The following is a 16,551-nucleotide window of genomic DNA, read 5'->3' as shown; positions in this document are numbered from 1 at the left end:
TCTTTTAATTCTTCAATATTTGGCCGTTTATATTCATAGTCTTTAAATGACATGAACGAGCCCCCTCTCCATTATATACATCATTACTATAATTCAATGCTTACTTACAAATCTCCTCTTATTCTTCAGCAAAGTGCGGTAGATGATGTCATGAATATATGCACACAAAAAAGCCTTGGATTTCTTTATCCAAAGCTTCTTTGGAACATATCATCATTTTTCATACTTTCCAATTTTTTTTAATAGATCAAGTAATTCATCCTTCTCATCCTTCGTTAACATTTCAAAAGACTGATGTATAACTTGCTCATGACCTGGAAAAATAGAAGCAATAAAGCTCTCTCCAGACTCCGTTAATTGCGCATAAATAACACGCCTATCATTTGGGCATGGAATTCGTTTTACAAGCCCTTTTTTCTCTAGCTTATCTACAACGTATGTAATGCTGCCACTAGCTATTAAAATACGCTCACCAATTTGCTGAAGTGGTTGGCCTCCTTTATGATATAGTAATTCTAATACAGCAAACTCAGTTGGATTTAATCCGTTACTTTGTATGGATTTATTTGTAGTATCCATAACAGAACGATGTACACGGGATAATGCAATAAATACTTTTAAAGATTGAGAAATGTCTTCTCGCTCATTGTTTGATGTCATACCATTTCAACCCTTCACTTAAATTCTCCGCAACAAAAAGAAAAGCAACGTAGCACTTCATTACAACTGCCGAATGAATATTCACTCATCCTTTTTCCTTTCCCTAATGTAATGCAAATGATTCTTGAATAAAAACATGACAATTTTAACATAGTTTATATATAATGATAATAAAAAAAGAAGGAGTACCAAATTTGAAAGTCAAATTACAAAGCATAGTTTTTTACATACTGCTTGTTATATTGCCAACGATAGGGATTGGTGCCACATTTTTTTCGTATCACACTTATCAAATGAAACAGGCAAACAAACTATCTGCTCACACTGTTCTCTTCTTATATAGAGACTATTTAGACCATCACCTTGGTGAAGCTATATCTGCCTTAGAAATGCTCGCAAAAGTCGTAGGGACCGAAACTGGAAACATCAATGGGATTAAACAAATTGTACATGATACCGATGGAAATGATGAACGTTTTTCCGGTCTATATTATGCTACGACAGATGGGATGATTACAATCGCATCCGAAGGCGATTCGCCGCCTATTGACGTTTCTGACCGCCAATACATCCAAGATGCATTGCAATCTAAGAAAACAACTGTATCATCAGTTATTACAGATCGCGTTCTTGGACATCAAGCTATTATGATTGCCTCTCCAATATTTAATAGACAAAAGGAACTCTCAGGCTTACTGTTAGCAAGTCTACGCTTCGACTACATTTCATATTCTTTAAATGCTATTAAACCACAATATCATTTCGAAGTGACTGATAAACATGATGTAGTTTTTCTAACCGATGATAATAACGAAACAAGCGATGGGCATTCTAATATGCTTACTACCCCACTCCAAAGATTAAATTGGAAAGTCTCTGTTTCTCCGTTACCTATTCATCAAAAAATTTTATACCAGTGGGTTTCAATAGAGTGTATAGCTACTTTATTTTTACTGTCTATTTTATTTTTACTTGCTCAATATATGTTATTAAAACGTCAAACAAAACTAGAAAGACAACAAAATGAACTGCAAAAAATTGAATTGGTTGGAACTTTTGCAGCTAGTACAGCCCATGAAATCCGTAACCCTCTTACTGGAATTAAAGGACTCGTTGCTCTGTTAAAAGAAAAATATAAAGATGAACAGGATCAGTTTTATTTTTCAGTGATTGAACAAGAAATAGAACGTATTAATGAAATTGTAAGCGAATTTCTTATTCTTGGAAAGCCAACTGCTATCATTGAACAAACATATGATGTAAGAACGATTCTTAATGAGGTAGCATTAATTATTCAATCCGAGGCGAATTTGCATAATATTATATTCCATTTACATGTGCCAGACCACCCTGTTCATATACGTTGCTCAAAAGACCATATGAAACAAGTGGTTTTAAACATTACAAAAAATGCAATTGAAGCTATGACTTCTGGTGATACATTAACCATTGTAGTAACAAACAATGAAAAACACGCACAATTGCAAATTATTGATACTGGAAAAGGGATTCCAAAAAATATTCAAAAACACCTCTTTCATCCGTTCTTTACTAATAAAGATACTGGAACAGGTCTTGGGCTTGTCATATGTAAACGAATTATAGAGATGTACAACGGGCATATATTTATTGATAGTAAAGAAAACAAAGGAACGACAGTTCATATAGAGATTCCATTACACATAGTATAATTATCCTAAAAGGGTAATTATACTTATTTCATAAAACCAGCTACAAACATTCTCCAAAAATTGTTCGATTTCCCTTCATACCCAATTTGAAAAATAGGAACCTTTATAATTGAAAACCATTTCGGTGTTTGTTTTTCTTTGTAACGCTGATACTGTACGATAAGCTTGTCCAATTCTTGACTAACTTGAATTGTCTCCATACTATTTAGCCCACTTGTTAATCCTAAATGAATCATTTCTTCACGTTTCATATGAATATCATGCGAAAGCTTTTCTAATGTGTACTTCCTTTTTACAGTAAACATCCATATCCCCCTTATTTTTCTTCCATACTCTCAACGCCTCTTCTACTTTAGCCCTTTAAACACTTAATCCTATTTGAATTTGAAGAATCAGAAATTTTAACATTTTCCCCCTGTAATTTACAAATCTTTACCCTCACTTTGAGAATTATTACAAATTATTCTATCTTTGTAAATACATTCGCAATAATAGACATTTTTTTCATCTTCTTTTTTGTAAATACTCAGTAAACAGTGGGTTCTCTATTTTCAATGTACTTTTCTTCGACATTTTTTGTTTAATTTATATAAAAACGCAAAACATAATGATGATTGATAAAGTGAAACTTTAATCAGTGGGGGTTTTGTTCATCCCCCACCGATTACTAGCCTTCACCAATCGGGCGTTTACGGGCAGTGGATCTCCCACCTAACTTCTTTGCTCCAGCCGAATTTTGAGGTGGGAGTCTTACTGCCCGCAAATAGCGGGATAAAATAGAAAGGAAATATTTATATGCGCAAATATACTATTACATTTCTCGTCTTCACCCTGTTCATACCCTTCTTCTTATTTCCTATTCAAGCAAACGCTCATACGAATAAGGTTGCTATTGTCATCGATGATTTCGGCAATAATATGAAAGGCACAGATAAGATGTTATCACTTCCTATTCCACTCACTGTTGCTGTTATGCCATTTCTTCCTTCTACTAAACAAGATGCAATAGCTGCCCATAAAAAAGGGCATGAAGTTATTATACATATGCCAATGGAACCAATTAGAGGAAAAAAAGAGTGGCTTGGACCAAAAGCGATTACAACAGATTTAAGCGATGAAGAAATAAACAACCGACTCGAACAAGCAATTCAAGAAATACCTCATGCAATAGGTATGAACAATCATATGGGATCAAAAGTAACCGCTGATGAAAGGATTGTACGTCTTATACTTTCTGCCTGTAAAAAACACGGTTTATTTTATTTAGATAGTAAAACAAACCCTAATAGTGTTGTCCCAAAAATCGGGAAAGAATTAGGCGTTCCTATTATTGAAAACCAATTATTTTTTGATGATGTATATACGGTAAGTCACATTTCAAAACAAGCACAATTACTCATAAAAAAAATCCAAGACAAACCCATTATGGTAGCTATCGGACACGTTGGGGCACCAGGTGAAATTACATCACGTGTTATAGAAACTTCTATTCCTAAAATTCGTGAGCATGCAGACTTTATTTTTTTATCTGATTTAGCATTGTCTCCACCTTCTGTTTCAAAATAAGATTCATTTCTCACACTAAACAAGGTACCTATCTACATATAGCAGATAGGTACCTTGTTTAACTTAAATATAATCTACATGACTCACCCTAAATCCCTTTTTCTCTATCTTTTCAATTAATTGCTTTAATTTTTTTTCATTTAACTCATCCGATATATTTACGATAACACGGCGAATATATTGATCACCGTTATCAAGCGTAAACAGTCCACCGATATTATATGCTTTTAATAATGTCCCAAGCTCTTTAATTGTTCCCTTACAATCTTGTGTTGCAATTGTTAATATATAACCACCCGTCCGCATACCGAACGAATCCTCAATAACATCAAATACATTAGAATGTGTTAAAATGCCGACAAATTCATTATACTCATTTAAAACCGCTAAAAACGGGAGACGACGGATAACGTAAAAAGCTCTAAAAAAAGAATCCTTTTCAAAAATAAACGAATTTGGATTTTCCAGTACATCTTCTGTACTTACATCCTCTAATCTGCTATTACACTTCTTTTCTAAAAGATCTACTTTATAAATAATCCCCGTGAATTCCTTCTCATTTTCTGCTAATACAGGAATTGCGCGAAATCCCGTTTCATTCATAATTTGTAACGCCTTTTCACCAGAATCATTCGTTTTGCAAAATGTCACCTGCTGTTTCGGCAGAAAATGATATTTAACTCGCAAAATATGTTCCTCCTTACATGTCAACATGTAATCTATATATAATAAGGAGACCTATATTTTATGAGTAAAATTATTTTTAAAACGCTTTCATTTCTTTGTGGAATGGTAACCACTGTGAATACATTTTTATATAACAGAGCTCTTTGCCCCTTTTATCATTAAAAGCTTTACGTGATAGTTCATTAAATATTCTATACCTTCCAACCATTTTTTCGCTTCTTCTGGCGTTTTCCCCCACACGATCATTCCGTAATTATGAACAAGAACTACTCCTCCGCCTTCAATAAAATTTGGAACATTACTTTCTAATAAATCAGCGAATTTCTTTTCATCTTCTACAATCGGAATTGTCATTTCTGTAATACCTTCTTTTCCAAAAACACGTTCCACACTGCGTTTTTCGAATGTTACTTCTCCTTCTTTCCCATATAGCTCTGACATTAAATGACTATCTACAGTTTGCACTTGTAAAATACATTCTGCACTACTTTTTTTATAAATATCCGCATGCATAAATGACTCTATAGCTGGTTTTTCTTCGTTTTCAAATACTGGCTCACACATGCAATTTACGACAATAAAATCTTCTTCAGAAAATACCCCTTTATCTCTTCCCTCTACATTCACTAAAAATGTTAATGGCTCTTTTGACGTGCACATCGATAAACTAATTTTTGTACCATAAAACCAATCGCGAAGTGCCAATTCTGCTTTCACATCTTTTAATTCGTTCCATTTCTTCAGAAAAAATAACATTTCGTCACCCCCGGCGTAATATTAATATAATATTCAAATCCTTTCTATGTAAAAGGAATGTTTTTTGATTATTCTAAAAATTTAACTGAATTATCACACGAGAATACCTTTTTGTCAATACGGTTTCAGCACCTATCGGAAAAATAGGCATATCACATGTAAGCACTCCTGTCTATTTCGTACTTGATTTTGTACATATAAAAAATACGTTATTCTTCTAATGAAAGAATAACGTATTTTCCCCATTTATTATTTAGTTATTGCGTTATATAAAAATTGTGCGTATTGTTCACGTGTTACGAAATCATCACCTAAAAAATCACCTTTGCCGTCACCTTTTGATACTTTATTATCCACTAAAGCTTTCACATATCCTTCCGCCCAATGACCAGATGGCACATCTTTAAAGCTCTCTACACTATTTTCATTTTCCTTTAACTGAAATACTCTTTGTAATACCACTGACATTTCATAACGAGTTAATACTCCATCTGGACGGAACTTATCATTACCGTATCCTGTCATAATTCCAGCTTGTACCACTGCATCAATAGCCTTTTCATACATATTTCCTTTCGTATCTGTAAACATCGTTTTTTGTTCTAAATCAGTGTCTAATTTTAAATACCTTTGTATTAGAAGTGCTACTTGCCCGCGAGTAATGTTGTCACCAAATCCAAATTGCCCATTTCCATAGCCTATAAATAACTTTTCTTTCGCTAAATAGTTAATTGCTTCTTCTGACCAATGACCCTTTGGCACATCTTTAAATTCAATTACTTCTTCCGCTACTTTTTCATTTACAACATTTTGAATAACAGACCCTGTGAAGAAGATTCCTGTATCCGCAAATGGATCTTTCACACCAAATTCATATACTTTCTCACCTGGTGTACTCCACTTAACTACATCGTTACTATACGTACCACCTTCACTCTTCAAACGAATTTTTGTAGAGATTTTACCATCTTTTTCGTATACAGGTACTTTCACTTCTTTATTTACTTCTGTTTCCTCTAAAAATACTTTTTGATTTTGAACATTGATGTAAGCCGTTTTACTTAGTTCTACAACTGGTCGAACATCACGGATTTCATTTGCAACAAAACTTAGAAATACTAACTTTTTCAAATTGCTAACTGGTGTTAAGTCTGAAATGTAATTTGCTTCCAAATCAAGTTTTTGTAAGTTTACTAGACTTGATAATGGAGTAATATCCTTTAACTCATTGTTAGGTAAGTTTAAAACTTTCAACTGTGTCATCTTACTTAGAGGAGTAACATCTTTTATTTCATTTTTCCCAATCCATAACTCTTGTAATTGATTCAATTGATAAATTCCTGATAAATCTTTAACTTTATTACGCGTTAATACTAAATCTTTTAACGGTAACGTATACAGCGGTGTAATATCTTCAATTTGATTTCCTGCTAAAGATAAGTATGTTACATTTTTCAACTTACTTAACGGAGCAACGTTTGAAATTTTATTGTTTGCCACATTCAAGTAATCTAATTGTTCCATTTTCGCTAATGGTGCTACATCCTCAATTTGATTTCCTGCTAAATATAAACTTGTTACATTTTTCATTTCCGTTAGTGGTGCAACGTTCGTAATTTTATTATTACTTAAATCAAGAGATTCTAAATTATCCATCTTAACCAGTGGTGTTACATCTACAATTTCATTAGCGCGTAAAGCCAAATGTTTCAATTGCTTTAAGTTCGTAAAGAACGACGGATCTTTTATCTTCGCATTCGCAACTGTTAAAGATTTTAAATTTGGCATATATTTTAATGCACTATAATCAAGAATCTCATTCGTATTTAAAAACAAATCATTTACTTGTAATAACTCTTCTTTCGTAATTGGTGTATTTAAATCTTTTCTATTAAATACTTTTTTATTAACAAGTTCTCTTAGTTTCTTATCTGTTATCATGTTTTGACTATCAACTGGAGTATCCGTTTCCGTATTGCCTGAATTAGAATCATCATCTGGTTTCCCTGTTTCTTTCTCGCCTAAAGTCGGATCTTTAATTTCAAATTGAACTTGATATTTATGATCATATCCAATAGCCGGAATAAGTATATGCATTTGCATATTATGCTTCTTCTCAAACTCGCCAACTTCAAATTGAACTACTTTCGTTCCATTTTTCCTCTTATCTTCTGACAAAACTTTCACATCATGAAATACACCTGGTTGGTTTCTATCTTCTATTCTAAGATATTGAAAATAATCGCTATCTTGTACTGTTGCAGTAACAATTTTTTTCCCGTCTTCAATAGCTACTTTAGGATTTTTTATGTACTGAGAAACCATAGATGGTTCATCTTTTTGATCCTTATATATTTTAATCTCAGTATCATACGTGCGATCACTAGCCGCTGCTACTGACTGGTTTGCTTCAATTTTTAGTGCTGCTAATGCTGGAGTAGAGTATGTAGCAAATGGAATTGCTAATGTTGTTGCTACTACTAGCGCCTTAATATAATTTTTTTTCAAAATAATATCCCCTATCATATATAATTTCTATAATTGATAACACTTATCAATTATATACAAATAAACGATAATGAATATCATTATCGTTGTCAATGAGAATATTACATTAAATTTATATTTTTAAAGGAAAAAAATAAAAAACCCTTTATTCAAAGGGATTTTTTACTTAACGTATGAAGAATTTCACTTTTTTCCTTCTCATTAATAACACCGATCTTCTGCAAAACATTCGCGTACAATACAAGCTTGTTATATACCCGTTCCGACATTCCCGTCCCCTCTTTCCTCCAGCCAACTTTTTTTCTATTGGTAAATTATATGAAGGAAATGAGAAAATGTGTCCACTTTTTGCACGAATGCAAATCTTTTCTCTCACTATTCGAGAGCATATCAAAATTTTTGTTAAGTAAGCCCCACTATCCATAAAAGCTTGAGTGGCTAGTCCTTGCTAATAATTAACGAAAGATGAAACCTCCCGCCGCTTACTAGCAAACTGTCCATTGAATATTATGCTTTTTAACTTCTTCTTCAAAACTATATGGCATTTTCTTATCACAAATAACATGTTGAATACGAGAAAATCCTGATATTCGGTAGTTCCCTTTTACGCCTATCTTTGTATGATCGCATAAAATATACGTTTTCTCCGATAATTTAATCATCGCTTCTGACAGTTTCGCTTTTTCTAATTCAAAGCTGGAAACCCCAAAGCTAGGTAACAATCCATCAATCGAAACGAATGCTTTATGAAAATGGAATTGATGAATCACTTGCTGCGAAATAGAACCCGACACACGTGAATGTTTTGGAGATACTTTCCCGCCTATAAATAAAACTTCACCGTGAAACATCTTTTTATTAATAGAAGATATTAATTGTGTCGCTACTGGAAAAGAGCTCGTAACAATCGTTAAATTTTTACGATGAACAAGATATGGCACCATTTGAAGTGGTGTACTTCCATCATCAATCGCAATAACATCCCCATCTTCCACAAACGTTGCTGCTTTATACCCAATTCTTTTCTTCTCTTCTATATGCAGCATCTCTCGTTCTAACATCGGTGCCTCTATCCCAGCTCCCGGAAGTTGAACAGCTCCACCATACACTTTCTTCAATTTTTTTTCACGATCTAATTCTTCTAAATACCGACGAATCGTCTCTGTTGATACTGCGAACTCTCTCGCTAATTCTGAAACTTTTACTTTCCCTTTAAACTCTACCTTCTCAAGAATTGTCCTCTTTCTCTCTTCACCTACTACAGACATAGCCTCACCCCATTTATATCTACCTCATAAACTGCCTTACTTATACAAAGTTATAATTTTCTTTGTAAGTAGAAATTTCTTCATGAATATAAATACCACGCTTTTCTAATTCATCAAAAATAATTTGTGGATTTTCAAAAGCTTCTTCAGGAGTAATAACACCGACTTTATTAACTACTCCTTTTGCAATTAACTCTGTAGCAACTCCAAATGGGATACCAACATTTCTTGTATAGGCTCTTAATTTCTCCCAACCTACTACAGAACCGTCAGATAGCGGATGTGTATGGTATAATACATGTCGCTGTTTTTGATTATTTTTCATACCTACTACTTCTACATGAAGTGCATAACCATAAAGCTCTGTTGCTTGCCCTTCTTTCGATTGTAATAGATACTTCGAAATACAATCCATAATACCAATTTCTTTACCGTTTATTTCAATTTGATCATTACGCAATATACCATAATCATATAAAGCACGAACGAGCTGCATATTTTGCTCTGGCCAAGTACCTCTCGTTTCTATCAGCCCAACACCTTTATCCTCCAGTGCCTTCGCTAACGTAATCGTTTCTGAGTGCGGGATGATATACTGCATTGTTTTTCCGTAAGGCGCTGGTAATTCAATTTCTCTCGGGCGCGCAAACGGAGGTACTTGCTTAAATTTACCCTCTTCATACACTGTACGCGACGGTAAATGTGGATCATATTCATATGTCGTTGTTTCTGTAATTGATGCAGAAAAAGCAATTGGACGATATGAGCCATGACTTACTCTAACTGACTCTACAGTATCTAGCTGATTTGCTGCATACATAGCCATCATTTGCGTTACACCTGGCGTCATACCAAACCCAGGTAAACATGCTTTTCCGTTTTGAACAAATATAGAATGGGATTTATTTTCTTCACCAAATCCATTCAAGTTCACACCGTGACAGCCGGCATCTGCAATACAGCGAGTAGACAAGCCATTTAACTTTATCGTCGTGCCATCCATTACAATGTCATAGCCCTTCATTTTTGCGACCGTATCCTCATGATTTGTCACATCGACTTTTACAAAATCAACACGAGGATCATTTAACCACTCTACTACTTTTCGGCCTTCCTCTTCATTAAAATCGGCTACCGTAATCGTCTCAAAAGATGAAAATTGAACTAAATCTAAAATTGCTTCACGACAAATTTTACCTGCTCCACCTAAGCAAAATACTTTCACCCTATAACAACCCCTTTAGCAATACTATCAACTAAGCGATTAATATCTTCTTCATGTACATCACCGATATTTCCAATGCGGAACGTATCTACTTTCGAAATTTTACCTGGATAAATAACAAATCCATACTGCTTTAATTCGTTATATAGCTGCTTAAATTCAAATCCTGCTTCTGGATAAATGAAAGATGTAATAATAGGAGATTGATATTTTTCATCTACTAATGACTTAAAGCCTATTTCTTTCATTTTGTTCACTAATAGTTTTTGATTGTTATAATATCGATTGTAACGGGCTCTTACCCCGCCTTCTTCTTCTAATTCAAGCAATGCCTGATAGAAGGCACGTACAATATGGGTTGGTGAGGTAAAGCGCCATTTCCCATTTTGCTCTTCCATCGTTTCCCACTGATCATATAAATCTAATGATAAAGAACGGGCTTGCCCTTTGCATTTCAATAATTCATCACGATTTGCGATGACAAAACCGAATCCGGGAACACCTTGAATACATTTATTCGCACTACTAATTAGAAAGTCAATTTGCAACTCAGCGATATCTATTTCAATACCACCGAAACTACTCATCGCATCAACCAGTGTAACTTTTCCGTATTGTTTTCCTAATTCACATACATCTACAATTGGATTAATAATACCTGTCGTTGTTTCACAATGAACAACTGCTATATGCGTAATCTTTTTATCTTGTTGCAATAACTGTTCTACTTCTGCAATATTAGTAGGCTCCCACTCTTCTGTTTGACTGACCACCACATCTATATGTAACATCTCTGCCATTTGTACAATCCGCTTACCGTACGCACCATTTGTACAAACTAGCAGCTTTCCGTTTCTAGGAATAACAGAACCAATTACTGCTTCAACCGAAAACGTACCGCTTCCCTGCATTAAAACTGTTGTGTACTTTTCTTCTTCCTTTGTCGCTAACGATACAAGCCTATTTCTTACATCTTGCACCATCGTGTTATATTCAACATCCCACGTACACCAATCGTATAACATAACTTCTTTTACAGTTTTTGTTGTCGTTAATGGTCCTGGCGTTAATAATAAATAGTGATTTTCATTCATGACCCTATGCCTCCTTTATGAAATAATAAGTTCTTGTTTCTCGATATGTTCAATTACGTTTTCGAGCTCCTGCATCGTTTCAATTGTAAAATGAGCCCCATTTTCAACGAAACGATTACGAACTACTTCTATTTTTTCACGAAGCTCTAACGGATCCATATTCTCAACTTCCTCTTCCGTTAAACCGAGCTCACTACTACCGAGGATTACACCAACTGTCCACATTCCAGCATTTCTGCCCTCTTTCATATCTGATACGGTGTCTCCAACTTTTATCATATGATTCATTGGATATACACCTAATTCCATCGCATTTTTATAGCACATCCACGGATACGGACGGCCTGCTGGAACATCATTTGGTGTCACAAGAAAATCAGGTTTATACCCTTGTATCTCTGCTTCTTTTGCAACAATGTCCATCATTTCTCTCGTATAGCCAGTTGTTGAGCCAACTTTAATGCCTCTTTTACGTAATGAAGTAATTACTTCTCTTATCCCATCAATTGGCGTGGCATAGTTTGGCAAAATAGCAAAGAGAATTTCTTCAAATTCTTTATACATCTCATGAATGTCTGCTTCTGTTGGTAATTGTCCGAAAACACGCTTCCACTCATTCGCAATACGAGGCATTTCTGTTAGTTCCCTTACATGATCTATTTTTAATAATCCCATTGGCTTACGTGCTTCTTCTGCTGTAATTTCAACACCACGTTTATGAAAAATTTTCATGAATACTTCCAGTGGTGCAAAACATCCGTAATCAACTGTCGTACCTGCCCAATCAAAAATAACTGCTTCAATTTTCATTCTATCCATCACCCTTCTTACTTATCCCGCTATTCGCCGGGCAGTAAGACTTCCCCCTCAAAATTCGGTTGGAGCAAAGAAGTTAAGCGGGAGATCAACTGCCCGTAAACGCCCGATTGGTTCAACTAATAATCAGTGGGGGAGGAACAAAACCCCCACTGATTAAAGTTTCACTTTATCTTTTTTGCCATTGTGACGTTCGGTTACGAAGTGCTTTCGTTCCCCATTCATATACAACTCTCACTACAATATTTGTAACAACAATAAGTACACTCATTGCAGCTGCTGGTGCTACATTTCCTGCATCATCCATATTTACAATTGATACAGCAGCTAGTTTAAAATCAGCCGCATATAAGAACACTACTGCCGATACAGTTACCATTGAATTTACGAAATAGTACATAACCATTTCTAAAATAGCTGGTAAACACATCGGTACTGTTACTCGAAAGAAAGTTTTATAGAATGGTACACTCATCGACTGTGAAACAAGTTCAAACTCTCGGTCCAGTTTCTTTAAAGCAGTCGTTGCGGTAACAAACGTTACAGAGTAAAAATGAATGATATTTACTAATATTAAAACAGCAATTGTCCCATATAAGGAATGAAACGGATTTGTTACTGAAAGTCCTAGAATTTGAATTGTTGGTTGACTGAAGAAAAAGACATATCCTAATCCAAGTACTAATCCAGGAATCGCTAACGGTACAATAGAAAAAAAGTAACCTACTTTTCTGAAAAAATGTAGCTGTTCTATTTTTTCAATCGCATAAGCGAACACAAATGTTAAAATCGCCCCGATAACTGCCGTAACGGCTGAGACAATTACACTATTTTTAAATGCTTCAAGTCCGTCTCCTGTCAAACTTGAAAAATTAAAATGCTCAAGTGTAAAACTCATATTGTAGGGCCACACTTTCACACTTGCAGCAATACCAACTGCCACAAATAAAAGACTGATCATAAGCGTTATTACGCTACAATATACGAATGAAATAACATCTCTTTTCTTATTATTTATTATTCTGTATGGTACTGCTTTTGAAGATAAGAGATTCGCCTGTTTCCTTTGCGTAATACGATCAACTGCAAATGCGAAAATAGCTGGGATTAATAAAATCATTCCAACAGTTGCGCCCATGGACATATTTTGCTGTCCAATTACTTGCTTATATACGTCAGTAGCAAGTACGTTATATTGTCCTCCAACAATTTTCGGTGCCCCAAAATCAGTAAAGCTAAGTGTAAATACAACGAACATCGCACTAATTAATCCGTATTTCACACTAGGTAAAGTAACCGTAAGAAACTGTTTCGCTTTACTTGCACCTAACATATTAGAAGCTTCATATAAACGATAATCAGAACCTTGGAAAGCAATTAATAAAATAAGGAATGCTTGCGGAAATGTATACATAACTTCAGCCATTACAATTCCTACTGGTCCATATAACGGTATTTGTATTCCTTCAAATAAACCAAACATCCCTTTCGTTATTAACCCTTGATTACCAAATAAATATGTAAGCGCAATACCATGCATCATCGTCGGTGCAAATAATGGCAATAATGCTATGTATTGAAATACGCGCTTTCCAAAAACATTCGTACGAGCGATTGCATATGCATAAGCGAAAGCGAGTGTAACTGAAATAATTGTTGTAGCGCCCGAAATCCATACCGTATTTTGTAATGATTGAACTAGCGTTGGTGTTGTAAAATATTTACTGAAATTCGCAACACCAACGAAAGCTCCATCTTTATCATAAAAGGCTTGTGTAAACAGTTGTAATAAAGGCAATACAAGCATGATAAAAAATGAAAGAAGCATACCAATAATTAATAGTCTTTGTATCCACTCTTCTTTACCGATACGTCTCTTAATCTTTTTTTTCGTACTTTCCACCTTAAAGTTTTCTAACATCTCCATCTATACAATGACCTTCTTTCCATATGACAACATATGATTTTCTGAGAAAGAGATTTGAATTGGCTTTCCTTTTCTAATAGCAGTTTCCTCTACTTCTGATGCCAATATATCCACTACAATTTTCTCGTTATAAAGGTGTGTTCTCTCTTCTATGACCCGCACTTCCGTCCGGTATACAGACCCGCGAAATTCCATGCTTTCTACAACTGTTTTAATACCATTATTTTGTACAATAGTTACATGTTCAGGACGAATTGCATGTTCTTCGTTATTTTTCGAAAAGAAATTAATAGAACCAATAAAATCTGCCACAAACGGATTGGCTGGTCTTTGATAAATCTCCTCTGGTGTTCCAATCTGCATAATTTCCGCATGATTCATTACAACAATTTTATCAGCCATCGTTAATGCCTCTTCTTGATCATGCGTTACCATAATAGTTGTTACTCCCACTTTTTCTTGCAAATCACGCATTTCTCTACGCAACTTTTCACGCACTTTTGCATCTAAAGCAGATAACGGCTCATCAAGTAACAAAATATCGGGAGACAGAGCGAGCGCACGTGCAAGTGCTACTCGCTGCTGTTGTCCACCGGACATTTGAGCAGGATATTTATCTTTTACATTCATCAAATCAACAAGTTCTAACGCCGATAGCGCTTTCTCTTTTACTTCTGCTTTTCCATATTTTTTTGTCTTTAATCCGTATTCAATGTTTTCAAGTGCAGTTAAATTCGGAAATAATGCATACGATTGAAAAACCATTCCGAAGTTCCTCTTTCCAGGTGGTAATGCTGTAATATCATTTCCATTCACAGCAATACTACCTGTTGTTGCCTCTTCTAGTCCTGCTAAAATTCTGAGCAACGTCGTTTTCCCACAACCACTTGGGCCTAATAAACAAACAAACTCATTTTTTTTCACAGTAAAAGAAATATCTTTTAACGCTGTAAATGCATCAAACTGTTTTTGAATGTGTTGAATTGATAAATATTCGCTCATTTTTCTCTCTCCCACTCACTTACTTTTTCGGTTCTGCTTTTTGGCCAAACTCTTTTTCCCATTTTTCTAAAATTTTGTCACGATTTTCTGCTGCCCATTTAAAGTCATTCTTTTTATATAACTTTTCTGTCACATCTTTAGGGAATCCATCTGGAAGTTTATAATCATTTTTAATTGTCGCAAATCCATTTTTCTCGAAGTATAACTTCATTACATCATCTGTAATTGCCCAATCTAAAAATGCTTGTGCTAATTTATCATTTTTTGCATTATCTTTTTTAATAAGTGCGTTTGCTTCTACTTCCCAACCTAATCCTTCTTTCGGCAGTACAACTTCAACTGGTGCACCTTTTTGTTTCTCTTTCAAAGCACTATAAACCATTGATACACCAACTGGATATTCACCTGCCCCTGCTAATTTCGCTGGTTTTGAACCTGAATGCGTATAAGTTGCCATATTATCATGAAGTTTCTTCATGTAATCCCAGCCCTTATCTTCTCCCATAATTTGTAGCCATGCAGAAACTGTTAAAAATCCTGTTCCAGAAGAAGCTGGATGCGGCATAACTAGCGTTCCTTTATATTCTGGTTTCGTTAAATCTTCATATGATTCTGGCATCGGTAAATTTTTCTTCTTTAATTCTTCTTTATTTACAGCAATCCCCGTCATAAATGCCGTATTACCTACCCATTTTTCTGGTTGCTTATCATCTTTAAATTGCGGAAGAACACGATCTGCTCCTTTTGGAGAGTATCCTTTTAACATATCTTTTTTATCTAAAGCTAATAGACTAGACGCTGCAGTTCCCCATACAACATCTGCTTGTGTATTTTTTCCTTCAGCTAGCAATTTCGCTGTAATAACTCCAGTTGAATCACGAACAATGTTCAACTTCACGTCTGGGTACTTCTGTTTAAAAGAATCAAGATAAATCGGTACAAGCTCTTCTTCAATCGCTGTGTAAATAGTTAATGATCCAGATAATTTATCATCTTTCACTTTTGCTCCAGCACTTTCTTCTTTCTTTGCACCACACCCCATTAATAACGAAAATACCATTCCAGTTGCTACAGCTTTAAAGATTGTTTTTTTCACTGTCTCTCTCTCCTTTTACAAATCTTATGTACAACTCAAATATAAACAACTAGTGTAAAAGCAGTATTAAACCAACATTAATCTTTTGTTTGTTGTTTGTTTTTGTGTAATACGTTGCTACTTCTATGTTTTTTCGCATTTTTCTGCTAATATCTAACGTGAAATTTACAAATAATTAAAAAAACCTTTATAATCCCACAAAAAAATGAGGCGTTTGTAAAAAACGCCTCATTTTTGATTACCTTTTTTTGAATT

Annotated in this window: 14 protein-coding genes; 2 read left to right on the top strand and 12 right to left on the bottom strand. The window is 34.7% G+C overall.

Features of this window, described 5'->3' with window-relative positions; all coding sequences use genetic code 11:
- Positions 1 to 213: 213 nt before the first annotated feature.
- Positions 214 to 660: a MarR family winged helix-turn-helix transcriptional regulator gene (locus V7038_RS21985; RefSeq protein WP_000203343.1), complete on the bottom strand. Its 447-nt coding sequence runs from the start codon at positions 658 to 660 to the stop codon at positions 214 to 216.
- 194 nt (positions 661 to 854) lie between these two features.
- On the opposite strand from V7038_RS21985, the gene V7038_RS21980 reads away from it, so the two are divergent.
- A complete protein-coding gene (locus tag V7038_RS21980) occupies positions 855 to 2,351 on the top strand; it encodes a DUF3149 domain-containing protein (protein ID WP_070128141.1) in 1,497 nt (498 codons plus the stop codon).
- A 23-nt stretch (positions 2,352 to 2,374) separates the two neighbouring features.
- Here V7038_RS21980 and V7038_RS21975 read toward each other — a convergent pair whose 3' ends face one another.
- Positions 2,375 to 2,656 carry an aspartyl-phosphate phosphatase Spo0E family protein gene (locus V7038_RS21975; RefSeq protein WP_002011543.1) on the bottom strand — a complete coding sequence of 94 codons (282 nt, stop codon included), beginning with the start codon at positions 2,654 to 2,656 and terminating at the stop codon, positions 2,375 to 2,377.
- Between the two features lie 490 nt (positions 2,657 to 3,146).
- On the opposite strand from V7038_RS21975, the gene V7038_RS21970 reads away from it, so the two are divergent.
- Positions 3,147 to 3,917, top strand: a complete 771-nt coding sequence (locus V7038_RS21970) for a divergent polysaccharide deacetylase family protein (protein ID WP_002158732.1) — start codon at positions 3,147 to 3,149, stop codon at positions 3,915 to 3,917.
- 63 nt (positions 3,918 to 3,980) lie between these two features.
- On the opposite strand, the gene cbpA is transcribed toward V7038_RS21970, so the two are convergent.
- From cbpA to V7038_RS21920, 10 genes are all read right to left on the bottom strand, one after another.
- On the bottom strand, positions 3,981 to 4,604 hold the full coding sequence (gene cbpA / locus V7038_RS21965; RefSeq protein WP_002140932.1) for a cyclic di-AMP binding protein CbpA: 624 nt from the start codon (positions 4,602 to 4,604) through the stop codon (positions 3,981 to 3,983).
- A gap of 126 nt (positions 4,605 to 4,730) precedes the next feature.
- Positions 4,731 to 5,360, bottom strand: a complete 630-nt coding sequence (locus V7038_RS21960) for a class II aldolase/adducin family protein (protein ID WP_002158733.1) — start codon at positions 5,358 to 5,360, stop codon at positions 4,731 to 4,733.
- Positions 5,361 to 5,609: 249 nt separating this feature from the next.
- Complete coding sequence (locus tag V7038_RS21955) at positions 5,610 to 7,886, bottom strand: NEAT domain-containing leucine-rich repeat protein (protein ID WP_335695631.1); 2,277 nt, start codon at positions 7,884 to 7,886, stop codon at positions 5,610 to 5,612.
- A gap of 467 nt (positions 7,887 to 8,353) precedes the next feature.
- The gene (locus tag V7038_RS21950) at positions 8,354 to 9,136 is read right to left on the bottom strand and encodes a DeoR/GlpR family DNA-binding transcription regulator (RefSeq protein WP_002201247.1); all 783 of its coding nucleotides are present in this window, start codon (positions 9,134 to 9,136) and stop codon (positions 8,354 to 8,356) included.
- Positions 9,137 to 9,176: 40 nt separating this feature from the next.
- The gene (locus V7038_RS21945; RefSeq protein WP_002202699.1) at positions 9,177 to 10,361 is read right to left on the bottom strand and encodes a saccharopine dehydrogenase family protein; all 1,185 of its coding nucleotides are present in this window, start codon (positions 10,359 to 10,361) and stop codon (positions 9,177 to 9,179) included.
- Positions 10,358 to 11,455, bottom strand: a complete 1,098-nt coding sequence (gene phnW, locus V7038_RS21940) for a 2-aminoethylphosphonate--pyruvate transaminase (protein WP_002201249.1) — start codon at positions 11,453 to 11,455, stop codon at positions 10,358 to 10,360. Before phnW ends, V7038_RS21945 begins: the two co-directional genes overlap by 4 nt.
- A 15-nt stretch (positions 11,456 to 11,470) precedes the next feature.
- Positions 11,471 to 12,265 (bottom strand): phosphonoacetaldehyde hydrolase, encoded by a 795-nt coding sequence (gene phnX, locus V7038_RS21935; protein WP_070138972.1) that lies wholly within the window; start codon positions 12,263 to 12,265, stop codon positions 11,471 to 11,473.
- A gap of 175 nt (positions 12,266 to 12,440) precedes the next feature.
- Positions 12,441 to 14,198 carry a putative 2-aminoethylphosphonate ABC transporter permease subunit gene (locus V7038_RS21930; protein ID WP_002202701.1) on the bottom strand — a complete coding sequence of 586 codons (1,758 nt, stop codon included), beginning with the start codon at positions 14,196 to 14,198 and terminating at the stop codon, positions 12,441 to 12,443.
- Positions 14,199 to 15,200: a putative 2-aminoethylphosphonate ABC transporter ATP-binding protein gene (locus V7038_RS21925; RefSeq protein WP_002202702.1), complete on the bottom strand. Its 1,002-nt coding sequence runs from the start codon at positions 15,198 to 15,200 to the stop codon at positions 14,199 to 14,201.
- A gap of 19 nt (positions 15,201 to 15,219) precedes the next feature.
- Complete coding sequence (locus V7038_RS21920; protein WP_002201253.1) at positions 15,220 to 16,296, bottom strand: putative 2-aminoethylphosphonate ABC transporter substrate-binding protein; 1,077 nt, start codon at positions 16,294 to 16,296, stop codon at positions 15,220 to 15,222.
- Positions 16,297 to 16,551 lie beyond the last annotated feature (255 nt).

This window comes from Bacillus sp. JJ783 (genome assembly GCF_036963225.1).
In the GTDB taxonomy this organism is placed as follows: Bacteria; Bacillota; Bacilli; order Bacillales; family Bacillaceae_G; genus Bacillus_A; species Bacillus_A cereus_U.
The sequence above is the reverse complement of the archived record's forward strand: the minus strand, read 5'-3'. Positions and strand labels throughout refer to the sequence as shown.